Consider the following 23048-nt stretch of genomic DNA (forward strand, 5'->3'; position numbering starts at 1 on the left):
CGTGGGCCGGTCGGACGGCCGCCGTGGTGAGGGGCGGCACGCCGGTGACGCGGATCGGCCGGACCGGACGGCCGACAGCCGCCGGGTCCCGCCGGGCACACGCCGATCGCCGCCCCGACAGGACGGGGCGGCCTCGGCACCGGGACGGGTGTGAGCGTTAACAACGACCATTGTAAATACTTGTCGCTGACCTGGTCCAGTTCCGGCCCACCGCCGGCTCCGGAGTCAGCGCGACCGGGCCTGACGGGCCGAGGTATTCCCGCACCTCCGCGCCGAGGTCGTCACACGACAGACGGACGGGGCGGCCCGCCACACCGGCGAGCCGCCCCGTCCGTTTCGTCACCCGCCTCTCAGGGCTGCGGCAGCGCCGCGTCGATGATCGCCGCCTGCTCTACCTCGTGCTGCTTGGCGGAGCCGACCGCCGGGGCGGCGGCAGCCGGGCGGGAGATACGGCGCAGCCGCACCCCGCCCAGGTGCTCCACCAGGTTGAGCGCCACGAACGACCAGGCGCCCTGGTTGGCCGGCTCCTCCTGCACCCAGGCGACGTCCTCCGCCTGGGGGTACCGGTCGAGCACCGCCCGGAGTTCCTCGACCGGCAGCGGGTAGAGCTGCTCCAGCCGGACGATGGCGGTGTCGCCGATGCCGCGGTCGGCGCGGGCCTGCACCAGGTCGTAGTAGACCTTGCCGGAGCAGAGCAGCACCCGCCTGACCGTCCCGGCGGACGGCGACTCGACACCCGGTCCGCCGTCGTCCAGCACCGGTTGGAAGCCGCCGGTGGTGAAGTCCGCCACGTCCGAGACGCAGAGCCGGTGCCGCAGCAGCGACTTCGGCGAGAAGACCACCAGCGGCTTGCGCTTGGCCGACAGGGCCTGCCGGCGCAGCAGATGGAAGTAGTTGGCCGGGGTGCTGGGGATGGCGACCCGCATGTTGTCCTGCGCGCACAGTTGCAGGAAGCGCTCCGGCCGCCCGGACGAGTGGTCCGGCCCCTGTCCCTCCTGCCCGTGCGGCAGCAGCAGCACCAGCGACGACCGCTGACCCCACTTCAGCTCGCCGGAGCCCAGGAACTCGTCGATGATCGACTGCGCACCGTTGGCGAAGTCACCGAACTGCGCCTCCCAGAGCACCAGCGCCTCGGGGTTCTCCACGGAGTAGCCGTACTCGAAGCCCATGGCGGCGTACTCGCTCAGCAGCGAGTCGTGCACGAAGAACCGGGCGTCGCCGGTGACCAGGCGGGACAGCGGCAGGTACGACTCACCGGTCGGCGCGTCGACGACGGCGGCGTGCCGCGAGGTGAACGTGCCGCGCCGCGAGTCCTGACCGGCCAATCGGACGGTGACACCCTGGCTCAACAGCGAGCCGAAGGCGATCAGCTCGCCGAAGCCCCAGTCGATACCGCCCTCCACCGCCATCCGCGCCCGCCGCTGCAACACCTGCTGGACCCGCTTGTGCGCGGTGAACCCGTCCGGCAGGTGCAGGTGTGCCTCGCCGACCGCACGGACGGCCGCCGCGTCGACGGCGGTGTCGACCTGCGGTTCGGGCTCCGCGGACCAGGCCGGGCGGGCCCGCGACGGCGCGCCGGCCGCGTCCCGGCTGGCCTTGAAGACCCGCTCCAGCTCGGCCTGGTACTCGCGCAGCTGCTGCTGTGCGGTCTCGACGGTGATGTCGCCCCGGCCGATCAGCTCCTCGGTGTAGATCTTCCGGACGCTGCGCTTGGCATCGATGATCTCGTACATCCGGGGGTTGGTCATCGACGGGTCGTCGCCCTCGTTGTGCCCACGGCGGCGGTAGCAGACCAGGTCGATGACGACATCCTTGTTGAACGCCTGGCGGTACTCGAAGGCCAGCCGGGCGACCCGGATCACCGCCTCCGGGTCGTCGCCGTTGACGTGGAAGATCGGCGCCTGGATCATCCGGGCCACGTCGGTGCAGTAGAGCGACGAACGGCTGTACTCGGGGGCGGTGGTGAAGCCGACCTGGTTGTTGACCACCACGTGCACGGTGCCGCCGGTGCGGTAACCACGCAGCTGGGACAGGTTGAGCGTCTCGGCGACGACCCCCTGCCCGGCGAACGCGGCGTCACCGTGGACCAGCACCGGCAGCACGGTGTAGCCCTCCAGGCCCAGGTCGAGCCGGTCCTGCTTGGCCCGGACGATCCCCTCCAGCACCGGATCGACGGCCTCCAGGTGCGACGGGTTGGCCACCACGCTGACGGTGGTGCGGTGCCGGCCGTCGGGCGTGGTGTACCTGCCGGTCTGCCCGAGGTGGTACTTCACGTCGCCGGAGCCGTGCGCCGAGTCCGGGTCCATCTGGCCCTCGAACTCGTTGAAGATCTTCTCGTACGGCTTGCCGACGATGTTGGCGAGCACGTTGAGCCGGCCCCGGTGGGCCATGCCGATGACCAGCTCGTGGAAGCCACCCTCGGCGCAGGCCTGGAGCACCTCGTCGAGCAGCGGGATCAGCGACTCGCCGCCCTCCAGCGAGAAGCGGCGCTGACCGACGTACTTGGTCTGCAGGAAGGTCTCGAACGCCTCGGCGGCGTTGAGCCGGTTGAGCAGGTGCTGCTGTTCGTCCGGGTCCGGCTTGGTGTACCTGATCTCGATGCGCTCCTGGATCCAGCGACGCTCCTCCGGTTCCTGGATGTGCATGTACTCGATGCCGACCCGGCGGCAGTAGGTGTCCCGCAGGACGCCGAGCACGTCGCGCAGCCGCATCTTCTGCCGGCCGGCGAAGCCACCGACCGGGAAGGTCCGGTCGAGGTCCCACAGGGTCAGGCCGTGTTGCAGGACGTCCAGGTCGGGGTGCCGGCGGATCGTGAACTCGAGCGGGTCGGTGTCGGCCATCAGGTGCCCGCGCACCCGGTAGGCGTGGATCAGCTCGATCACCCGGGCGGCCTTGTCGATCTGCCCCTCGGAGGTCCGGGCGACGTCCCGCATCCAGCGCACCGGCTCGTACGGGATGCGCAGCGAGGTGAAGATGTCGTCGTACAGGCCGTGCCCGCCGAGCAGCAGTTCGTGCACCGTCTTGAGGAACTCGCCGGACTGCGCGCCCTGGATCACCCGGTGGTCGTAGGTGCTGGTCAACGTGGTGACCTTGCTGATGCCGTGGTCGGCCAGGGTCTCGTCGGACATGCCCTGGTACGGCGCCGGGTACTCCATCGCGCCGACGCCGATGATCGCGCTCTGGCCGGGCATCAGCCGGGGCACCGAGTGCACGGTGCCGATGCCGCCCGGGTTGGTCAGCGAGATCGTCGTGCCCGAGTGGTCCTCCATGGTCAGCTCGCCGCGCCGGGCCCGCCGGACCAGGTCCTCGTAGGCCTGCCAGAACTGCCGGAAGTCCATGCTTTCGCACTTCTTGATCGACGGTACGACCAGGGTGCGGGTGCCGTCCGGCCGGGCCAGGTCGATGGCGATGCCGAGGTTGACGTGCTCCGGCTGCACCAGCGCCGGCTTGCCGTCCACCTCGGCGTAGGAGTTGTTCATCTCGGGATGCGCAACGACCGCACGCACCAGCGCCCAGCCGATCAGGTGGGTGAAGCTGACCTTGCCGCCCCGGCCCCGGGCGAGATGATTGTTGATCACGATGCGGTTGTCCACCAGCAGCTTGGCCGGCACGGCGCGGACACTGGTGGCGGTCGGCACGTGCAGCGAGCTGTTCATGTTCTGCACGATGCGGGCCGCGACCCCGCGCAGCGGGACCGTGCTCGCGGCGGTGGCCGGGTCACCCGCCGCGCCACCGCCGGACGTCGCCCCACCGGCCGCCCGGATTCCGCCGGCCCGGTCACCGGACGACCCGGCCCGCTCACCAGGCGACCCGGCCCGCTCACCGGACGCGGGAGCCTTCCCGGCCCGGGCGGTCCGCGGAGACGGTGCGCTCGCCCCGGTCGCCGCCCCGGCAGGGGTGTCCGCGGCCGGGGTGTCCGCGGCCGGCACCGGATCCGGAGCGGTCGCCTCCCGAGGCGGGACGGTCGCGCCCGCACCCGGTCGGTAGTCGGCGAAGAAGTCGTGCCAGGCATGGTCGACGCTCGCCGGATCAGCCAGATAACGCTGGTACATCTCGTCGACGATCCACTCGTTGGGACCGAAATCCGCGAGCGGATTGTCCTGCGAGGTCTGCTGGGTCGACACAGCCGGGTTCGCCTCTTTCACCACAGATTGACGGCACGCGACGATCTCGTCACGGCGGACGGAAACCACGTCCGATTCAGGCTACGCCGACACGTGCCTGCATTGTGGACACGGCCTACCGTCAGATCCGGCTCCGCCGGAGGTCCGGTCCCGGGGCGGTGCGGTCGCCGACCGGGGTGGTCGGCGACCGCACCGCAGGTGGTGGGCCGGTCCCGGCCGGACGGTGTGCCGTCGCGGCGGCCGGTACGCCTAGCGGGCCCGGCTACCTGCCCAGGGTCACCTTGAGGATCCGCTCGTTGCTGTTGTTGGGGATGCTGTCCTTGTCACCGCCGGTGCTCGTGGTCAGCCACAGGTTCCCGTCGAGGGTCGGCTCGACGGTCCGCAGCCGGCTGTACGTGCCGACGAAGTACTGCTGCACGTCGGTGAGGGTGTTCCCGCTGATCACCGCCCGGTACATCCGGTTGCCCCGCAGGCAGCCGAGGTAGAGCACGTCCCGGACGATGGCCAGGCCGCTGCACGACGCCTCGGCCACCGGGTAGGTGCGGATCGGGGCGATGAAGTTCGGGTTGGCGCAGCTGCCCGTGGTGCCCTCGCAGGCCGGCCACCCGTAGTTGCCGCCCCGGACGATGATGTTGGTCTCGTCCATGACGTTGTTGCCGAACTCCTGCTCGAAGAGCCGGCCCCGGGAGTCGAACGCCAGCCCCTGCGGGTTGCGGTGCCCGTAGCTCCAGACCGCGTTGCCGAACGGGTTGTCCGACGGCACGGTGCCGTCGGGGCGGATCCGCAGCACCTTGCCGCCCAGGTCGTTGACGTCCTGGGCACGGTCCGGGCTCTGCCCGTCGCCGGTGGCGGCGTAGAGCATCCCGTCCGGGCCGAACCGCAGCCGCCCGCCGTTGTGGTACTTGTTGCGCGGGATACCGGTCAGCAGCACCTGCACCGTGCCGGTCTGCAACGTCCCGTCGTAGCGGATGCGGACGATCCGGTTGTCGGTCGTGGTGGTGTGGTAGATGTACAGCCACCTGTCGGTGGTGAAGCTCGACGACACGGCCAGCCCGAGCACCCCGCCCTCGCCGTTGGTACCGGCCACGTTGGGCACCGTGCCGATGCTGCGCTTGTTGCTGCCGTCCGGGTTCATCGCGACCACGTCGAACAGGTCGCGCCGGCCGTAGAGCACCGTGCCGTCGGGCAGTTGCACCAGCCCCCACGGCAGGTCCCGCTCGGTGGTGACCACCGTCGTGCCGCAGACCGCGCTGGTGCAGGCCGACCCGGTACGCACGGTCACCGCGCTGCTCGCCGTGGAGGTGTTGCCCTGCGCGTCCCGGGCGACGACCGTGTAGCGGTACTCGGTGTCGGCGGCCAGCCCGGTGTCGGTGAACGAGGTCGCCGGCGGGTTGCCGGCCGTGCCGGTGACCGAGCCGACCGTCACCCCGCCGCGCAGGATGTCGTACCGGGTGACCGCCACGTTGTCGGTGGACGCCGTCCAGGTCAGGGTCACGTCGGTGCCGTTGGCGGTGGCGGCGAGGTTGGTCGGGGTGGTGGGCCGCTGGGTGTCCGACTGGCAGAACGGCGGCGTAACGGAGAGCGTGGCACTGGCCTGCGACACGTTGCCGGCGGCGTCCCGGGCGTTGACGTACCACCCCCAGGTGACGCCCTGCGCCACGGTGAGGGTGGCGGTGAGCGTGTTGCCGGCGACCGAGGTGACCAGTTGGCCGTCGTGGTAGATGTCGTAGTACGCGACCCCGACGTCGTCCCGGGACGCCGACCAGGCGAGCGTGACCGACTGACAGGTCAGCCGGGTGCTGCGCAGGTAGCCCGGCGCGGTGGGCGGCCGGGTGTCGGCGGCGGCCCGGACGAGGGTCGTCCCACCCGGCGTGGCCGGTGGGCCGGCGGTGACGGGTGCGCCGGCCAGGACGGTGCAGGCGCTGGTCAGCAGCGCGAGGCCGACGAGGCGACGGGGATGGCGAAGACTGGATCGCACGCGATAGGTCCCTTCCTGGAAGCCCGGTCGTGGTCAGTACGGGTAGCCGGGCACGTTGAGCCGCACGCTGTAGAGGCCGGAGTCGTTCGTCCGGCCCGAGGTGACGAAGAGGGTGCGCCGGTCGGACCCGCCGAACGCCACGTTGGTGGTGCCGCTTACGCCGGAGCGGATCGTGCCGAGCTGGCTGCCCGTGGGCGAGTAGACGTGCACCAGCCCGTCGCCGCCGGAGGTCCAGTAGACGTTGCCGGCGCAGTCGATCGTGCCGCCGTCGGGGCCGCCGACGTAGTTGACGAAAACGCTGCGGGGGCCGGTGCTGCCGTCGGGCTGGACGGCGTACTTGTAGATCTTGTTCTCGCCGTAGGCGCCGACGTAGAGGGTGCTGCCGTCCGGGGAGAGCGCGATGCCGTTGGGCTGGCGCAGCGCGTCGTCGACCAGCGACACCTGGCCGCCGGAGACGCGGAAGACGCTGGTCCGCCCGCTCATCTGGTCGGGGCGGTTGCCCCGCTGGAAGTTGGGGTCGGTGAAGTAGACGACACCGTCCGAGCGGACCGCCACGTCGTTGGGCGAGTTGAACGCCCGGCCCTGGTAGTTGCCGGCGACGACCCCCCGGGCCAGGTTGTCGAGCCGGTACGTCGAGACGCTGCGCTGGTCGTGCGTGGCGGCGACGAGCTGCTGCCCGTCGGGGGTGAGCGCGAGCCCGTTGCTGCCGGCGTTGCCGAGGAACGTGTCGAAGGTGGCCGGCGGGGTGAACCGCCGGATCGTCGACGGCTGGACGTTCTCCGACCCGGTCGGCGCGGCCATGTCGGAGAAGAGCAGGTAGCCCCGGTCGGCGATCCAGACGGGCCCCTCCAGGAACGCGAACCCGCCCCGGATCTTCGTGGCCGTGACCGAGGTCGACGGCAGCGGCGGGCCGTAGCCGGTGCCGGCCGGGCAGACACCGGGCGGTGCGCCGGGTGGGCCGGCCAGGGTGGCGGACTGCCCGGTCGACAGGGCGGCCCGCAGGGACGGTGCGGGCGCGGTGCCGGGGCCCGCCGGGACGGCGGCGGGCAGGGCGAGCAGGAGGCTGGCCAGCGCGGTGGCGGCCGGTTGCAGGACCATCGGGAACTCCGATCGGCGAACGGACCCGCCGTCGTCGGCGGTCGCGGGGTGGTGGCACCGGGATCGATCTACCGGCATCGATGCATCATGGGGAGCATAAATTAGGAACCACCGCACCGCATGGGTGACGATCCGCCGATCCCGGCCGGGATCCGGATTTCTCACTAAGATGCTGGTCAATGTGGCTCGATTGTCCGCCGCCCCCGGACGCCGACCGTCGACGGAGTCCACATGCTGATCGGGACCGGTCGATGGAGTCCCCCGGGGGCCGTCCGGCCGTTCCGGGAAGACCTGTCGCCGCCCCCGGTACGACGTTCCGTCAGCGACCATCGTGGAGGGGTCGACTGTGGACCCCGATCGGCCCACGGGGCGCGACGACGGTTCCGATTCGTGCCCACCTGCCGCGTTACCGACAGAGGCGGAATCGACGTTGGGAGCGCGCTCATCTACCCTCAGGGCAGATCCGACCCACGTCGTGGGCCGGCACCGGTTCGGCAGCCATGGGTGTCGTGGTCTCCCCGCCAGTATTCACCGACCATGGCCCTGTTCGGAGGGATCGAAGCGTTGACGAGCGACAAGGCGGCGCCGCCGGGCGTCGACACGACCCGACCCAGCATCGCCCGGGTGTACGACTACTACCTCGGCGGCAAGGACAACTTCGCGGTCGACCGGGAAGCCGCCCAGATGGCGATGCAGGTCACCCCGGACGGTCCGGAGGCCGGGCGGGCCTGCCGGGCCTTCCTACGCCGGTCGGTCCGCTACCTGGCCGCCGAAGCCGGCATCCGCCAGTTCCTCGACCTCGGCTCCGGCCTGCCCACCCGGGGCAACGTGCACGAGATCGCCCACCAGGTCGACCCGGACGCCCGGGTGGTCTACGTGGACAACGACCCGATGGCCCTCGCCCACGGGCGCGCCCTGCTCGCCGACGCCCGGACCACCACCGTGGTCGGGGCCGACGTCCGGCAGCCGGACGAACTGCTGGCGGAGATGCGCGACCGCAAGCTGATCGACTTCGACCAGCCGGTCGGGCTGCTGCTCCTGGCGATCCTGCACCACCTGCACGACGACGACGACCCCGCCGGGGTGGCCCGCCGGCTGATCGATGCCCTCCCCTCCGGCAGCTACCTGGCCATCTCGCACTTCTACGACCCGGGTGCGGCCCAGCCGGAGGTCTCGGCGAAGGCGCGGGCGGTGGAGAAGGTCTTCAACGAGACGCTGGGCACCGGCCGGTGGCGTACCCGGGACGATATCCTCGGCTTCTTCGGCGACCTGGAGCTGGTCCCGCCCGGGCTGGTCCCGCTGGCCGAGTGGCATCCGGACGGCGAGGAGGACACCAGGCAGACCGCCACCTACCACACGATCGTCGGTGGGGTGGCCCGCAAGGCCTGAGCACGGGCGCTGCCGCCGGCGACGTGACCGGCCCCCACCCGGGGGGCCAGCCCGGCCGGCGGCACCCCCTCGGGCACGCCACCGGCCACGGCCGGCGTCAGTAGCAGGTGTTCATCGCCGCCCGTACCTCGGCCAGGGTGGCGTCGGCCACCGCCCGCGCCCGCTCGTTGCCCTCGCTCAGGACGGCCCGCAGGTGGGCCCGGTCCTGCCCGTACTCGGCCCGACGGGCGCGGATCGGGGCCAGGTACTCGTTGACCGACTCGGTGACGACCTTCTTGAGCGCCGCCGCCCCCGCCGACCCGATGTCGGCGGCCACCTGCTCCGGGCTGCGCCCCTGGCACAGGGCCGCCAGCAGCAGCAGCGACGACACCTCCGGGCGGGTGGCCGGGTCGTAGCTGATGTGCCGCTCCGAGTCCGTCTTCGCCCCCTTGACCAGCCGGGCGGTCTCGTCGACGGTGGCGGCGAGCGTGATGGCGTTGTTCCGGCTCTTGCTCATCTTGGTGCCATCCGTGCCGAGCAGCAGCGGGGCGCTCGACAACAACGCGTCGGGCTGGGGGAACACCGCCGAACCGGCGCCGTACCGGTCGTTGAAACGACGGGCGATCGTCCGGGTGAGTTCGAGGTGTGGAAGTTGGTCCTGGCCGACCGGAACCAGATTAGCCTTGCAGAACAGGATGTCGGCGGCCTGGTGGACGGGATAGGTGAACATTAACCCGCTGACGGCGGACTGCCGCGAGTGCGCGATCTCGTCCTTGACGGTGGGATTGCGGTTGAGTTCCGACACCGAGACCAGACTGAGAAACGGCAGCATCAACTGGTTGAGTGCCGGCACCGCCCCGTGCGTGAAGATCGTGCTGCGGGCCGGGTCCACGCCGATGGCCAGGTAGTCCAGCACCAGTTCCTCGACGTGCTGGAGCAGATTGTCCGCCACGTCGCGGTCGGTGAGGACCTGGTAGTCCGCGATGACCACGAACAACTCCACCCCGAGTTCCTGGAGCCGGACCCGGTTGTGCAGCGTGCCGAAGAAGTGACCGAGGTGCAGGCGGCCCGTGGGGCGGTCACCGGTGAGCACCCGGAACCGCCCCGGGTCCGTACGGATCAACTCCTCCAGCGCGGCGCTGCGGGCCTGCGCGGCGGACGTCCCGAGCGCGTCGGTCGGCCCGGCGCAGGCAGCGGCACCGGCGTCTTCGGTCTGGGGTACGGCGGTATTCACAGGATCTCCTGAAGGGTCGGTCTCGACGCCATGATTGCACGGCGAGCGCATCGGGGAACGGCAAAGGGACCCCGATCCGAAACGGCGTCACGCTCCTGCGGGCGGACACCACCGAACTGACCTCGGCCGTTGGCCCGGACCCGACGGACGGCCCGCCCTCACTTCTGCCCGACGGTCCGGGATATGCGCGTGGCGAGCAGTTCGTGCAGCATCTCGTGCAGCGGCGCCGGCCGTCCGGCCCGCCCGGCCAGTCGAACGACGGCACCCGTCCAGGCATCGAACTCCGACAGTCTCCCGGCGAGGATGTCCCTTTGCAGCGAGGTGGTGCTGTCCGCCGGTTGCCGGTCCATCAGCGCCACCGCCGTATCCGGCGCGTCCGGCGGCAGCGCGATTCCGAGCGCAATTCCGGTCTCGTATATCTCGCGCATGCCCGTGACCAGCATCCGGCGGGTGCCGGGGCGGGAACGGAGTTCGCCGACCGTCGCCCCGCCAGTGGCCGCGCCGAGGCTGCCGACCGGCACCACCAGCAGGAACTTCGCCCACAGCGCGGCCCAGATGTCGGCCGGTTCCAGCACGTCCACCCCCGCCCCGCGCAGCAGCCCGCGCAGGCGGAACACCCGGTCGGACGCGCCGCCGTCCCACTCCGCGAAGCCCAACGCGCCCGGCGGACCGTGGTAGCGCACCTCGCCCGGCGCGACGGGGGTGGCGACCACCCGGGCCAGGCCGGGCAGCACCCGGGCACGGCCGAGCCGGGCCGCCACCTGCTCCGGCGCCTCGACCCCGTTCTGCACGGTGACCACCGCGGTGTCCGTGCCGACCAGTGGGTCCAGCGCGTCCAGGGCCGGGGGCAGGTGCGGGGTCTTGACACAGAGCAGCACGTAGTCGACGGGACCGAGGTCGTGCGGGTCGTCCGACGCGCGCAGCGCCGGAGCGACCCAGTCCCCCGCGTCGCCGGTGACCCGCAGCCCCGTGCGACGCAGCGCGGCGAGGGTCGTACCCCGGGCGAGGAACCGGACGTCGTGCCCGGCGGCGGCGAGGCGGCCACCGAGGTGCCCGCCCACGCCGCCGGCCCCGACCACGGCGATGCTCGCGCCCACCGGCGGGCCGTCCCCGCCCGCCGGCCCGGCGTCGATGCGACCCGCACCGGCGTCCACCCGCGACCGGGCCGTCATCGGGGCAGCCGCCTGCCGACCCGCAGGGGGAGCGCCTCCAGGCCCCGGCTCAGCGAGCTGTCCGCCACCCAGACGACCTTCTCGGAGGGCACCGCGAGGGCGAGTTCCGGCAGGCGGCGCAGCAGGGTGGCGAAGGCGATCTCGCCCTGGAGCCGGGCCAGCGGGGCCCCGATGCAGAAGTGCGTGCCGTGGCCGAAGGACAGGTGCCGGTTCGGCGACCGGGTGACGTCGAACCGTTCCGGGTCGTCGTACACCTCGGGATCGTGGCCGGCGGCGGAGAGCGACAGGTGCACGAAGCTGCCCCGGGCGATGTCCACCCCGCCGAGGCACATGTCCTGCGTGGCGACCCGCAGCGAGGCCCAGCCCGCCGACCCCTCGTAGCGCAGGATCTCCTCGATCGCCCCGGGGATCAGGTCGGGGTCGGCGCGCAGCATCGCGAGCTGGTCGGGGTGCCGCAGCAGCAGCAGGGTGCCGTTGCCGACCATGTTCGCGACCGTCTTGTGCCCGGCGATGATCAGCAGCAGGATCGTCGACAGCAGCTCCCGGTCGGTGAGCGCGTCCTCGTCCCGGGCCCGGACGAGTTCGCTCAGCAGGTCGGTGCCGAGGTTCGCCCGCCGCTGCGCCACCAGGGCGGTGAAGTAGTCGGAGAACTCGTCGCTCGCCGCCTTCAGCTCGCTCTCCGCGTGCTGCAACGGGTCCTGGCTGAGCACGTAGCTCCACCGCTGGAACAGCGGCCGGTCCTGCACCGGGATGCCCAGGTACTCGCAGATGACGATGAGCGGCAACGGCAGTGCGAACGCGGTCACCAGGTCGATCTCGCCGCCGTCGGGGAACGCGTCGATGAGGTCGTCCACGACGGCCTGGATGCGCGGCCGGAGCCGGGCGACCACGGCGGGCAGGAACGCGCGGCTGATCGGCTTCTTGAGCCGGGTGTGCTTCGGCGGGTCGGCGAAGCCCAGGTTGCCGACGACCAGCAGGCTGTTGGTCGCCGCCTTGTCCCGGTACCGGGCGGGCAGGTTCTCGATCTGCTTGGACAGGCGTGGGTCGCCGAACGCCTCCTCGACGACCCGGTTCGCGAGGACGGCGTACGCCTCGGCGCCGGGCGGGACGTCCATCCGGTGCACCGGGCACCGGGAGCGCAGCTCCGTCGTCGCCGCGTGGGGCGAGTCCCCCGGATCGGTGAAGTACGTCGTGGGCAGCACCTCCGTCATCGTGACCCCCGACCTCCCGGCTCGCCGCTGCCACCGGCCACCGCCGGGATGATCCAGACCAGGTCGTCCCGGCCGACCTTCGTCTCCAGGCCGTCCAGGCCCCTGATGTCGTCGTCGTTGAGGTAGACGTTGACGTAGCGCTTGACCCGCTGGTCCCCGTCCACGATCTTGTCGAGCAGCCCCGGGGCGGCGCGGTCGAGCCGGACGAGCACCTCGCGGATGCTCTCGCCCTCGACGGAGAACAGCCGCCGACCGCCGGTCAACGCGTGGAAGGCCGCCGGGACCTTGACGGTCACGACGGGCGCCGGCGACGGTGTGCCGGTGCCGTGGGCAGATTCGGACATGACTGGGTTACCTCCTGGGCAGGTTTCCTGACGTCACCGGCGCGGTCGCGGCGCGGTGGTCAGGGTGGGAACTCGATCTCGATCTCGGTACGCAGCTCCGCCGGCAGGCGTACGTCCAGCGGCTCGCACCCCTGCGGTCCGGGCCGCCAGCCCGCCACCCGGTGGATCAGCCGGTCACCGCTGGCCCGGACGTACCAGATCACGTTCACCGGCCAGCCGGACTGGCGGAACAGGTACTCGTCCATGCCGGTGGGCTGCTCGCTGAGCCGTTGCCGACGTTCGTGCGGTGGACCGATCTCGTGCCAGTTCGGGTGGGAGTGCACCGAGCCGAGCAGTTCCCGACCGTGCACGGAGTGCTGTTTGATGGCCTGCAGCACCCCCTCGTCGGCGCACCAGAACCCGCGTTCGGTGTCCCGGTAGACCTCGCCGAAGCGGGGGGCGATCCGCTCCTCGAACTCGGCGATGACGCTCTCGTCCCGCCCCCGGACGTTCGGCACGAACTCGATGTCGGTGACGGTGATCGCGGCGTCGTCCACCTGCCCGAACAGCAGCGCCGACGCGCGGGGCGGGTGGTGGGGCACCCCGTCGGCGTCCCGGCTGTCCAGACACCGCCGGTACTCCCGTACGGCGTCGGCGACGAAGCGGCGGGCGGCGGCGGGAGCGAACCGGACCGCCCGGGGCAGGTCGCCCGGCCCGCCCGGGGCGGGGTCCGCGTCGGTCGGGTCGGACGCGTCGTCGCGCTTCTTCCCGGCCGAGGCCAGGGTGCCACCCAGCAGGGCCGCGCCCAGCGGCCACGAACGCATGTGCACCGGCAGGGTCACGCAGTGGTCGCCGAGGCGCAGCAGCAGCCCATCGTCCACCAGCCGGTGGGCGGCGTCGGCCTCGGCCGGCCCGGCGGTCAGCTCGGCCCACGGGCAGCCCGGCAACGCCCGGAGGAAGACGTCGATCCGGGTGGGGTCGTCCAGGACCAGCCGGCGCACGGGCCGGTGACGCTGGTCGACGACGGCCAGGAACCCCGGGCCCCGACGGAAGTGGAGCAGGCCGAACGTCCGGGTGGAGCGCCACCCGTCGACCGCCGTGGTCCCGCTGCCGCGCACCGTCGCCCGCACGGGGGCGGGCAGGTGGTCGAGGTGCCGCACGAGGTGCCGCCGCTGCGCGTCCAGGACCAGCGACCAGGTGACCGGTACGCCGATCGAGGAGCACTCGCGCAGCAACGCGACGATCCGCGCGGCGGTCCGGTCGGGCAGTGTGGACAGGTCGACGGGTTCGGCCAGCCGTACCCCGCCGACGGGGACCCGGGTCAGCAGCTCCACGAACTCCCCGCTGGTGGGCAGCTCCGCCGGGTCGAGGGTGAGCGTGGCCGGCCGGCCGCCCGCCGGGACGGGTGTGCCGGGGGCCCGCAGGTCGTCGATCGTCAGTGACGTGCTCATCGGGACGCCACCACCTCCCTGCCGTCGATCAGCTTCCGCCGGTACGGGTCGACGTCGAGTGCGACGGCGACGTACCGTTCCTCGTCCTCGAAGGCCAGGCCCCGGTCGACGAACCAGCGGAGCATCCGGTCGAGTCCGTCGGCGGTGACCTGGTGCCCGCTGTCGGCGAGCCGTCGGGCGATGCCCGCCCGGCCGGCGACCTGGAACATGCCGAGGTAGACGTTGCTGTGGACGTCGTCCAGCTCGATCGTCTCCTCGGGCCAGCTCGCCCGGCGGTCCTCGATGGTCACCCGGCCCCGGTCGTCGACCCGGTAGGACAGGTCACCGCCCCGGTACGCCTGCGCCCAGCGTTCGACGCCCTGCTTCAGCTCGTCCTCGATCGGGCCGACGATGCCCTGGTCGCGGGTGTCGAAGAGATAGACCAGGTCGTACAACTCGTCGCGCGGGACCTGGTAGATGAAGTCGTATATCTCGGCCGGCCGGCGATACATGAACCCCTGGGTCGGGTCCTCGAAGTAGGGGCTGAAGCGTTCCAGCGCTATCCGCCAGGCCCCGGTCGGCGGTTGGAGGTGTTCCAGGGTGGCGAACTTGCCCAGCAGCCGCCGGTAGTCGTCCTCGGTCTCACCGGGGAAGCCGTAGAGGATGTTCCAGGTGACGTTGAGGCCGAGGTCGTGACCGTCGCGCAGCATCCGGACGTTGTGCGCGGCGCTGACGCCCTTGTCCATCAGGCGCAGCACGTGGCTGCTGAGGCTCTCGATGCCGGGCTGTACGTAGGTGACGTTCGCCTGTTTCAGGCTGCGCAGCTGGTCCCGGGTCATGTTGGACTTGATCTCGTAGTGCACCCGCAGGTCGCAGTCGAGGGCGGCCATCGCCGGAATGGCCGTGTTCAGGTACTTCATGTCGAGGATGTTGTCGACCATGATCAGGTCCAGGACCCGGTACCGCTGCGCCAGTTCCACCACCTCACCGGCGATGCGGTCGGGGGCCTTGCTGCGGAAGTCGATGTTCGACCCGTTCAGCCCGCAGAAGGTGCACTGGTGGACCTCGCCCCACCAGCAGCCCCGCGAGGTCTCCAGGACCACCATCGGCCGGACCTGGGGCGCGAACGGCGTCTCCGCCAGGGCCCGGAAGTAGCTGTCGTAGTTGGGCGCGGGCACCATCGCGAACGGCAGCGCGCCGCGTGCCGGCGGATTCACCACCGTCCGCCCCTCGTGCCGCCAGCTCAGCCCCGGCACGTCCGCGAGGTCGGCGCCCGAGGCGATCTGGTCGAGCAGCATGGGCAGCGAACGTTCGCCCTCGCCGCTGAGCACGAAGTCGAGTTGCGGGAAGTTGCGGTGCAACGCCGGGCCCTGGAGCCCGTCGCAGTTGCTGCCGCCCATCGCCGTACGGATGCCCGGCACGAGTCGCTTCAACTCCCGCGCCAATGCCAGGGAGGGCACGTTCTGCATGAAGGTGCTGGTGAAGCCGACCAGGTCAGGAGGGTCGGCGGCGATCTGTTCGGCGAGCCGTCGGACGAACCCGCGGGCGTACCGCTGCATCGCGACGGGGGCGTCCGGATCCACGCCGCGCTGCCGGAGGAACTCGGCGAACTCGGGGACCCGGTAGCTGTCGACGTCGTACAGCGCCGGGGTGAAGACCCAGTCGCCGACGCCGTGGAACACCTGGTCCGCCACGTTGCCGTAGTCGGTCGGGGTGAGGGTGCCGCCGCTCTCGACGAGCAGGTGCTCGGCCCACCGGAGGTTGGCGTACAGTTCGTCGATCTCCCAGTTGGCGGCGTGCCTGCGGACACACTGCCCCAGGATTCCCAGCGCGCTGGACGGGGTGTCGAGACCCTGCCAGGGCATGGCGACCATCAGGAGCTTCACGGTTTTCCACCAGCTTCTTCCGTCGCGGTCGATAATGTGCGGTGCTTTCGCGGGACGCGCGTCACCGCAATTCGGGGACCGCTGCCCGATCTTTTCCGCGGTGGTTCGCCGACAATGTGCCGGTGCTCTACCGCAGCATGCCGGCCCGCGCTGCGAGGGGGCACGGGGAGGCGTCCAGAGCAATTTTCGGTGGCTGTCGGCCGGCTTGCTGCGCCGTCCCGGGCGGGGCGGCCGACGCCCACCACCGGGCCTGTCGCACTGCCGGACTGCCATCACGTCAGGCCCGCCGTACGACCTCCAGCCTTAACACACGTTAACGCCGGAATTGATGACGGTCAAGTGAAGTTGCCATCCGGCAAGGACCCGTGGGATTCTCGCCTCCAACATTCTCGATAACGGCGAATGCGGGCACGCAGCACACTGCGGCAATTTCTGCCAGGGCAGATGTTGAATGGTCAACCGCCACCGGAATAATTGATCGGAAATGGCGGCACCGGCGCGGCGGACCGCCCGCGCGGGAGGGCGGCGGTGATCACCCCCCGGCCGACGGCTGATGGTCTAGCCTCCGAGAGACAGATACACCCCCGACGATCCAGCGGAGGACACGATGACCATTCGGCGACATCTGCTGCGTACGCTCGCGACCGCCGTGGCGGCGACGACCCTGACGGCCCTGGCACCTGCCGGAGCGGCGCAGGCGGCCTGCACGACGAGCAGCTTCACCGTCGTCTGGGACTACGCGGGCATGTACACCGCGCCCAACGAGTCGACGCTGTACGGCACCCGCCGCTACGGGCAGGTCGTCACCGGCCCGACCGGCAACACCGGCAACGGCTGGACGCTGACCTACGACTACTGGAACGGCCTGCCGCTCTGGGCGTACATGAAGGACGCCGCGTTGCAGTACCGCGGCTGCGCCTGACCCGCCCGGCCGCCGCGGGCACCGATCCGGCTGCGGGCCCGCGCCGGTCCACCGTCGGACCGGCGCGGGCCCGGTGCTCAGCGGCGGGCCAGCCAGACCGTCCGCTCGGTACGGACGCCGAGGTCGTCGCGGCCCGGCAGTTCCGCCACGGCCGCGTCGAGGGCGGCGAGGTCGGCCGGGGAGAGCCGGTCCGCCAGCCCGTGCCGCATCCGGCCCAGCGAGACCTGCGCGTAACGGACGGCGGCGGCGGGCAGCGGGGGGCGCAGGTCGATGTCGAAGCGCCGCTCGGTCACCGACCGGAAGCCGGCCTGCGTCATCCGCTCCCCCCAGTTCTCGTGCATGTGCAGGCCCGCCTCGTGCCGGCGCTTCGCCGCCTCGTCGTGCACCCGCCGCTCCACCTGCTCGCCCGGCGTGCCGGTGAGGAAGCGGGGGAACGCGTCCACCTCGGCGACCACCAGCAGCCCGTCCGGCCGCAGCGCGCCGAACGCCGAGGCGAGCGCGGTCGCCGGATCGGCCAGGTGGTGCAGGGACGCGGCGGCCCAGATCACCCCGGCCGGCCCGAGGTCGGGCCAGGGGCGGTCGAGGTCGGCCTGCACGGTCCGGATCCGGTCGCCCAGCCCGGCGGCGTCGGCCCGGGAACGCAGGTGGGCCAGCATCTCCGGGGAGAGGTCGACCGCGGTGACGGTGGCACCGGGCAGCTCCCGGGCGAGGGCGAGGGAGGCCGTGCCGCTGCCGGCCCCCAGGTCGACCACGTGGGGCTGCCCGACGGCCTCCCGGCCGACCCAGCCGATCACGTCGCGGAAGTAGTCGTGCAGGACCTCGGCGTCCAGGTCGAGCAGCTCGATCAGGTGGTCGTGTGCCATGCGGCGACGGTAGCCGGGCCATGCCCCTACGGCATAGCATCTTGCGTATGAAGCAAGACAGGGATCTGGAGGACCTGGTCCGCCAGCGCGTACGCAGCCTGCGGCTGGCGCGCGGCTGGTCGCTGGAGGAACTGGCCCGACGCTGCCTGATCAGCCCCTCCACGCTCAGCCGGATCGAGACCGGGCACCGCCGCATCGCCCTGGACCAGGTCGCCACCATCGCCCGGGTGCTGGGTATCACGCTCGACCGGCTGGTCGAGTCCGACGCCGACGACGACGTCGTGATCCGCCCGCACTGCGACGAGAACCGGGGCGTCACCACCTGGTTGCTGTCCCGGGACAGCAACCAGACGGTCGCCAAGCTGCGGATCACCCGGGACGTCCCGACCGACCTGCGGGTGCACCCGGGGCGGGACTGGTTCACCGTGCTGTCCGGCACGATCGTCCTGCGCCTCGGCGAGCGGACGATCCTCGTCGGCACCAACGAGGCCGCCGAGTTCTCCACCCTGGTCCCGCACGCGTTCGGCGCACACGACGGCCCGGCCGAGATCCTCTGCATCCTCGACCACGAGGGCGAGCGCAGTCACCTGGGCCCGCACCACCACCCGCCGCCGGTCAGCCGGTGATCACCGGCCAGGCGTAGGCCAGCAGGGCGCACGCCGCCCCGAGCAGGGCGAGCGAGACGCCCCGGCTGGGGATGGGCAGCGCGGCGAGCACGATCAGGATGACCGCGACGACATAGAGGAACGCCTGTACCGACATGACACTCTCCTCGACGGTGGACTGACGGACGGTGCCGTCTCTACCCCCACCGACCCGGTCGGGAAACCCGTGTCCGGCCCGGAGTCGAACCCCGGGCCCTCCGGATCGGACGGTGACGGCCGGGGACCGCTCGGCCCCCGGCCGGTCCGCCCGTCGGCGGTCGCCGCAGCCGGGTGTCAGCAGCCGAGCCGCTTGGTGGACAGCGCGATGTCGTCGATCCAGAGGTTGAACTCGCCAGGCGTCGTGCCGCCCTGGTAGAGCTGCCAGCCGATCTTCACGGTGTCCACCGCCGGCAGGACGAACGGGACGTCGTTGCCGCCGTGGTCGGTGGTGGAGGCGGTCAGCTCCGGGTTCGCCACCCCGTCGATCCACACCGCGACCCGGTTGTCCGTCGGGTCGAGCTTCCACTCGAAGCACTGCCAGGTGTCCTCGACGACCGGGGCCGACTCCCGCCAGTTGGTCCAGTCGCCGGTCGGGCCACCGTCCGCGCCCACCCCCCAGAAGGTGCCGGGGACGGTGGGCGCGTACTGGCCGCCGATCGGGCGGACGACCTCCGAGCTGCCGCTGCCGGTCGCCTCCACCAGCGTGAAGTGTGCCCAGTCCGGGGCGGTGGGGAAGGCGTCGACGCGTAGCCGCATCCGCCCGTAGAAGCGGTTGCCCGGCGCGGCGAAGTCGTCGACGCGCAGGAAGGCCCGGCCGTTGTCGACGGTCCGGACGTGCAACACCTGGTTGCCGTGCTTGGCGCGCTCCACCGTGAGCGTGCCGTGGCGGGTGTCGACGCCCCACTTCAGCGTGCTGGGGCCCCCGGGGGGCAGGCGCTCGAAGTCCTCGCAGAACAACAGGTCGCGGTGGCACGTGCGCGGGGCGGCGTCCGAGACACCGGCCGGGACGCTGCCGGCGGTGACGCCGAGGATCAGGGCCGCGGTGAGTACCGCGAGGGAACTGCGCATGGTCGTCCTCCATGAGGGGGTGATCGCTGCCGGATGGGCGGGCCGGTGGAACTGCCGGCCGGCGGGTCGACTGCCCGTCGTCGTGGCGGTGGCCCGGCGTACGGCACGTGCCGGTCGAGGCGACGTGCGGCCGGCACCGCGCTGCTCCCGCGTACACCGGTTCCCCAGCGCGGTTGCCCCCGTGCTGCGGTGCTGTGAGCCATTCCAGCACGGCCGTCCCGCCCTAGCAATATCGACAACCATCAGCACAGCTCACCCCGGCGAGGCGACCGGCCGGGCTGACCGGCGACACGGGTGAGGGCCCCGCCGGTCAGACCGGCGGGGCCCTCGGGTGCTCATCCGCTGCGGCGTCCCACCGCAGCCGGGCCCGTCAGTTGCAGGTGGTGCCGTTGAGCGTGAACGGCGCCGGGACGGTGGGGGACCCGCTGGCGGTGAAGCCGAAGCTGACCGCCCCGTTGGTCGGGATGCTGGCGTTGTGGCTCTCGTTGCCCACCGTGACCGCCGCGCCGGTCTGCTGGAAGACACCGTTCCAGTGCCCCTGGACCAGCTGGCTGCCGGGGAAGGTCCAGCCGAGCGACCAGCCGTTGACGGCCGGGCCGTCGTTGTAGACGGTGACGCTGACGTTGAAGCCGGTGTTCCAGGAGTTGGTCACCACGTACGACACCCGGCAGGTGCTCGCCAGGATGGTGGCCGGCCGGATGTCGCCGTAGTCGTCCCGGGCGGTGGCGAAGTCCTGGAAGCCGAAGCCGGGACCGGCCGACCGGGTGGTGGTGCCCGCCGCGAGGACGGTGCCGTTGGCGTTGACCGAGTAGACCGGCCCTCCGCTGTCGCCGCCCCGGGCCGACTCGTCGCCGTCGAGCTGGGTGGCCTCGACCAGGTCCTCGATGTCGTCGTAGTGGAAGTCGACCCGCAGGTTGCAGACCGGCCCGCCGATCTCACCGGCCGAGGTGTACCCCGACTGGCAGAGCAGCTGCCCGGGGAAGACCTCGGTCCAGCCGGTCACCTGGGCGCGCACCTCGTCGTTCTGCCCGCCGACGTAGATGTGGCTGCCCGGCGAGGAGGTGGAGACCAGCATGGTGTCGTGGTCGTCGTTGCTGGCGACGGAGTAGCCGATCAGCGTGCCGCTGTTGGTGTTCGTGTTCCAACCGACGTGCCAGGGCTGACCGATGGGACCGCAGTGCTCCGCGGTGAGCAGGTAGCCCACGTTGGTGGTGTGGTTGCGGACGCCGAAGCCGGCGGTGCAGGCGTAGGTGGTCAGCCCGATGCCGATGCCGCCGTCGTACGGCGCGGAGTCGTTGTACCGGGACCGTTCGACCATCCGCTCGCGGACGACGGTGCGCGTGCTGACCCCGGTCGCCGGCAGCTTCGGCTGCTTGGCGCTGAACTTCGGGTCGACGGCGACCTCGATCCCGGAGCCGTCGGTCCGCAGCCGGACGGCGTGCGTGGCGTCCTTCGGGTCGGCGTCGACGACGGGGGTGAGCTTCGCCGCCGCCTTCTTCAGCTCGGTGCGGGAGTAGGTGGCCCCGACGACCTCCACCGGGGCGGTACGGCGTGCGGTCGCCACCGCCGCCGCGACGTCACCGGGCAGGGTGCCCTTCCACCAGAGGGTGACGTGGTCGTCCACCAGGCCGATGCCGGCGTAGCCACGCGGCGCGTCGGCCTCGACGGCGGTACGCACGACGTTGGCCGCGTCGACCAGCGGGGCCTGGGCGAGCATCCGGTCCCGGGTCTGCGCCGGGATCAGGTCGAGGATGGAGCGGTCGTTCTCGGCCGTCGGCGCGGTCGCCGACGTGCCGAACGGCTGGCTGGGGGCGGCATTCGAGGGTGCCGTCAGCGGACCGACCACCACCGTGGCGCCGAGCAGTACGCCGGCGACCACCGAGCGGCGGGTCGCGTTCCAGGTTTGCGTCATGACCATGAGTCAAGTGACTCCGCCGCCCTGGGAACAGGCAGAAGCATCGGCAAGAATCGACCGACGGCGCGACGCCGACCGTGGCCCGGAGCGGACGCTCCGGGCCCGGCCGGCGTCGGGACGCCCCTGCCGTCAGGAGCTGGTGCAGGAGAGGTTGCCGGGTGCGGTGCTGCTGTTGCCGTTGACCAGGAAACCGATGGTGGTCGAGGCGTTCGGGCTGATGGAGCCGTTGTAGGCGGCGTTGCGGATGCTGACCGTGCCGCTGGTGCCGGTGTTGCTGCCGTTCCAGACGTTGGCGATGGTCTGCCCGCCGGCCAGCGTCAGCTGCACCGTCCAGCCGGTGATGGCGGTGGAGCCGGTGTTGGCCACGACGACCTCACCCTGGAAACCGCCGGTCCAGCTGCTGACCGTGCGGTACGTCGCGGTGCAGCCGCCCGGCTGCCCGGTCGGCGGCGGCGTGGTCGGCGGAGCGCTGGTCGGTGGGGTGGTCGGCGGCGTGGTGGGCGGGGTGGTCGGTGGCGTCGTCGGCGGCGTGGTGGGCGGCGGGGTCGAGGTCCCCGGCACCGTGGTGGAGGCCGCGTTGAGCGCGTTGAGGACGGAGGTGTACGCCGGCTTCGGGTTGCTGTTGCGGTCGAACAGCAGCGGGTTCTCGTTGCCCCGCCAGGAGTCGCTGTCCCGGATGCCCCAGGTGGTGATGCCGACGCAGCGCGGAACGTTCATGCACGCCTGGGTCAGGCCCTGGTACTGGCTGGTCGAGGCGTTGGTGACGTCGGCCTCGGTCAGCGCCACGTCCACCCCGAGGGCGGCGAAGCTGGACAGCGTCTGCTGGAAGTTGCCCGGCAGCGAACTGCCCCCGGTGAAGTGGGTCTGCAGACCGACGCAGTCGATCGGGACGCCGCGCGCCTTGAAGTCCTTGATCATGTTGTAGACGCCCTGCGTCTTGGCGTACGTCCAGTTCTCGATGTTGTAGTCGTTGTAGCAGAGCTGGACCGACGGGTCGGCGGCCCGCGCGGTGCGGAAGGCCACCTCGATCCAGTCGTTGCCGGTGGACTGGAGGTTCGACGAGCGGCGGGTGCCGTTCTCGGCGTACGCCTCGTTCACCACGTCCCAGGCGTACAGCTTGCCCTTGTAGTGGGCCATCACGCCGTTGATGTGGCTGATCATCGCCTGCCGCAGCGCGCTGCCGCTCAGGCTGCCCCAGAACCTCGGCTGCTGGGCGTGCCAGGCCAGGGTGTGGCCCCGGAACCGCATGCCGCGCTGGGTGGCCCAGTTGTAGATCGCGTCACCCCGGCTGAAGTCGAACTGGCCGGGGTTGGGCTCGGTCGCGTCGGGCTTCATCTCGTTGACGGCCGTCATCATGTCGAACTCGCGGCTGGCGATGTTCAGGAAGCCGGAGTCGCTGAGCCGGTCCGACCCCATCGCGGCCCCGAAGTACCGGCCGCTGCGTTCGGCGGCGGCCTTCAGCGTGGTCCCGGGCGGTCCGCTGAGGTCGGCGTGGGCCAGGGTCGCCACGGCCATCGACGACACGGTGATCGCCAGGGCGCAGGCGCCGCCCAGCAGCAGCCGGCTGGCCCTCCTGGTACGGCGTTGCGGTCGAGCGGGTACGTCGTTCATCTGTGCGTTTCCTCCTCGGTGTTCCGTCCGGTCACCGCCGGACGGGCACGCGACCGGTCGACCGCTCGTGGGATCGACGACCGGGACACCGCGCCTGCGGCGGGACCAGCACGTCACAGGGGACGTCGAGCCGGTGTCGACCCGGCCGCGCCCTCGTCGGTGACCACCGGTCGGCTGCCCGGTCCGCCCGGTGGATGGCGA

At 71.7% G+C, this 23048-nt stretch carries 17 protein-coding genes; 3 read left to right on the forward strand and 14 right to left on the reverse strand.

Annotated elements, in window-relative coordinates; all coding sequences use genetic code 11:
• Window positions 1-350: 350 nt before the first annotated feature.
• The 3 genes from JQX11_RS13530 to JQX11_RS13540 form a co-directional block, all read right to left on the reverse strand.
• Complete coding sequence (locus JQX11_RS13530) at window positions 351-4193, reverse strand: multifunctional oxoglutarate decarboxylase/oxoglutarate dehydrogenase thiamine pyrophosphate-binding subunit/dihydrolipoyllysine-residue succinyltransferase subunit (RefSeq protein ID WP_372444585.1); 3843 nt, start codon at window positions 4191-4193, stop codon at window positions 351-353.
• Window positions 4194-4386: 193 nt separating this feature from the next.
• Window positions 4387-6102, reverse strand: a complete 1716-nt coding sequence (locus JQX11_RS33060) for a PQQ-dependent sugar dehydrogenase (protein ID WP_204925333.1) — start codon at window positions 6100-6102, stop codon at window positions 4387-4389.
• A 33-nt stretch (window positions 6103-6135) separates the two neighbouring features.
• Window positions 6136-7200 carry an SMP-30/gluconolactonase/LRE family protein gene (locus JQX11_RS13540; RefSeq protein ID WP_204925334.1) on the reverse strand — a complete coding sequence of 355 codons (1065 nt, stop codon included), beginning with the start codon at window positions 7198-7200 and terminating at the stop codon, window positions 6136-6138.
• A gap of 537 nt (window positions 7201-7737) precedes the next feature.
• Between JQX11_RS13540 and JQX11_RS13545 the strand changes: the two genes are divergently transcribed.
• On the forward strand, window positions 7738-8589 hold the full coding sequence (locus JQX11_RS13545; RefSeq protein ID WP_232377847.1) for an SAM-dependent methyltransferase: 852 nt from the start codon (window positions 7738-7740) through the stop codon (window positions 8587-8589).
• Window positions 8590-8686: 97 nt separating this feature from the next.
• On the opposite strand, the gene trpS is transcribed toward JQX11_RS13545, so the two are convergent.
• The 6 genes from trpS to JQX11_RS13575 form a co-directional block, all read right to left on the reverse strand.
• Window positions 8687-9802: a tryptophan--tRNA ligase gene (gene trpS / locus JQX11_RS13550; protein WP_372444586.1), complete on the reverse strand. Its 1116-nt coding sequence runs from the start codon at window positions 9800-9802 to the stop codon at window positions 8687-8689.
• Between the two features lie 158 nt (window positions 9803-9960).
• Window positions 9961-10974, reverse strand: coding sequence for a 2-dehydropantoate 2-reductase (locus JQX11_RS13555; protein WP_204925336.1), 1014 nt, complete (start codon window positions 10972-10974; stop codon window positions 9961-9963).
• On the reverse strand, window positions 10971-12185 hold the full coding sequence (locus JQX11_RS13560; protein ID WP_204925337.1) for a cytochrome P450 family protein: 1215 nt from the start codon (window positions 12183-12185) through the stop codon (window positions 10971-10973). Before JQX11_RS13560 ends, JQX11_RS13555 begins: the two co-directional genes overlap by 4 nt.
• Window positions 12182-12529 (reverse strand): MoaD/ThiS family protein, encoded by a 348-nt coding sequence (locus JQX11_RS13565; protein ID WP_204925338.1) that lies wholly within the window; start codon window positions 12527-12529, stop codon window positions 12182-12184. The genes JQX11_RS13560 and JQX11_RS13565 overlap by 4 nt, the downstream gene beginning before the upstream one ends.
• Window positions 12530-12588: 59 nt before the next feature.
• A complete protein-coding gene (locus tag JQX11_RS13570) occupies window positions 12589-13959 on the reverse strand; it encodes a DUF5825 family protein (protein ID WP_204925339.1) in 1371 nt (456 codons plus the stop codon).
• Entirely contained in the window at window positions 13956-15824 is a 1869-nt protein-coding gene (locus JQX11_RS13575) for a RiPP maturation radical SAM C-methyltransferase (RefSeq protein WP_204925340.1), read from the reverse strand. The genes JQX11_RS13570 and JQX11_RS13575 overlap by 4 nt, the downstream gene beginning before the upstream one ends.
• Before the next feature lie 607 nt (window positions 15825-16431).
• Between JQX11_RS13575 and JQX11_RS13580 the strand changes: the two genes are divergently transcribed.
• Window positions 16432-16746, forward strand: coding sequence for a hypothetical protein (locus JQX11_RS13580; protein WP_204925341.1), 315 nt, complete (start codon window positions 16432-16434; stop codon window positions 16744-16746).
• A 77-nt stretch (window positions 16747-16823) separates the two neighbouring features.
• Here JQX11_RS13580 and JQX11_RS13585 read toward each other — a convergent pair whose 3' ends face one another.
• Window positions 16824-17609, reverse strand: a complete 786-nt coding sequence (locus tag JQX11_RS13585) for a class I SAM-dependent methyltransferase (RefSeq protein ID WP_204925342.1) — start codon at window positions 17607-17609, stop codon at window positions 16824-16826.
• Between the two features lie 47 nt (window positions 17610-17656).
• Between JQX11_RS13585 and JQX11_RS13590 the strand changes: the two genes are divergently transcribed.
• Window positions 17657-18235 carry a helix-turn-helix transcriptional regulator gene (locus JQX11_RS13590; RefSeq protein ID WP_088642285.1) on the forward strand — a complete coding sequence of 193 codons (579 nt, stop codon included), beginning with the start codon at window positions 17657-17659 and terminating at the stop codon, window positions 18233-18235.
• Here JQX11_RS13590 and JQX11_RS13595 read toward each other — a convergent pair.
• From JQX11_RS13595 to JQX11_RS13610, 4 genes are all read right to left on the reverse strand, one after another.
• Window positions 18225-18371, reverse strand: a complete 147-nt coding sequence (locus JQX11_RS13595) for a hypothetical protein (RefSeq protein WP_204925343.1) — start codon at window positions 18369-18371, stop codon at window positions 18225-18227. The genes JQX11_RS13590 and JQX11_RS13595 overlap by 11 nt on opposite strands.
• Before the next feature lie 176 nt (window positions 18372-18547).
• On the reverse strand, window positions 18548-19321 hold the full coding sequence (locus tag JQX11_RS13600; protein WP_204925344.1) for a hypothetical protein: 774 nt from the start codon (window positions 19319-19321) through the stop codon (window positions 18548-18550).
• 370 nt (window positions 19322-19691) lie between these two features.
• Window positions 19692-21233 (reverse strand): cellulose binding domain-containing protein, encoded by a 1542-nt coding sequence (locus JQX11_RS13605; RefSeq protein ID WP_204925345.1) that lies wholly within the window; start codon window positions 21231-21233, stop codon window positions 19692-19694.
• 132 nt (window positions 21234-21365) lie between these two features.
• Window positions 21366-22847, reverse strand: a complete 1482-nt coding sequence (locus JQX11_RS13610; protein ID WP_204925346.1) for an endo-1,4-beta-xylanase — start codon at window positions 22845-22847, stop codon at window positions 21366-21368.
• Window positions 22848-23048 lie beyond the last annotated feature (201 nt).

Source organism: Micromonospora humida, from assembly GCF_016901255.1.
GTDB classification, from domain to species: Bacteria; Actinomycetota; Actinomycetes; order Mycobacteriales; family Micromonosporaceae; genus Micromonospora; species Micromonospora wenchangensis.

What these genes read in the sequence shown, in the direction of transcription:
- JQX11_RS13540 (WP_204925334.1), bottom strand. Translation starts at nt 7,200, where the DNA reads ATGGTCCTGCAACCGGCCGCCACCGCGCTGGCCAGCCTCCTGCTCGCC.
- JQX11_RS13545 (WP_232377847.1), top strand. Translation starts at nt 7,738, where the DNA reads ATGGCCCTGTTCGGAGGGATCGAAGCGTTGACGAGCGACAAGGCGGCG.
- JQX11_RS13555 (WP_204925336.1), bottom strand. Translation starts at nt 10,974, where the DNA reads ATGACGGCCCGGTCGCGGGTGGACGCCGGTGCGGGTCGCATCGACGCC.
- JQX11_RS13560 (WP_204925337.1), bottom strand. Translation starts at nt 12,185, where the DNA reads ATGACGGAGGTGCTGCCCACGACGTACTTCACCGATCCGGGGGACTCG.
- JQX11_RS13565 (WP_204925338.1), bottom strand. Translation starts at nt 12,529, where the DNA reads ATGTCCGAATCTGCCCACGGCACCGGCACACCGTCGCCGGCGCCCGTC.
- JQX11_RS13570 (WP_204925339.1), bottom strand. Translation starts at nt 13,959, where the DNA reads ATGAGCACGTCACTGACGATCGACGACCTGCGGGCCCCCGGCACACCC.
- JQX11_RS13580 (WP_204925341.1), top strand. Translation starts at nt 16,432, where the DNA reads ATGACCATTCGGCGACATCTGCTGCGTACGCTCGCGACCGCCGTGGCG.
- JQX11_RS13585 (WP_204925342.1), bottom strand. Translation starts at nt 17,609, where the DNA reads ATGGCACACGACCACCTGATCGAGCTGCTCGACCTGGACGCCGAGGTC.
- JQX11_RS13590 (WP_088642285.1), top strand. Translation starts at nt 17,657, where the DNA reads ATGAAGCAAGACAGGGATCTGGAGGACCTGGTCCGCCAGCGCGTACGC.
- JQX11_RS13595 (WP_204925343.1), bottom strand. Translation starts at nt 18,371, where the DNA reads ATGTCGGTACAGGCGTTCCTCTATGTCGTCGCGGTCATCCTGATCGTG.
- JQX11_RS13600 (WP_204925344.1), bottom strand. Translation starts at nt 19,321, where the DNA reads ATGCGCAGTTCCCTCGCGGTACTCACCGCGGCCCTGATCCTCGGCGTC.
- JQX11_RS13605 (WP_204925345.1), bottom strand. Translation starts at nt 21,233, where the DNA reads ATGACGCAAACCTGGAACGCGACCCGCCGCTCGGTGGTCGCCGGCGTA.
- JQX11_RS13610 (WP_204925346.1), bottom strand. Translation starts at nt 22,847, where the DNA reads ATGAACGACGTACCCGCTCGACCGCAACGCCGTACCAGGAGGGCCAGC.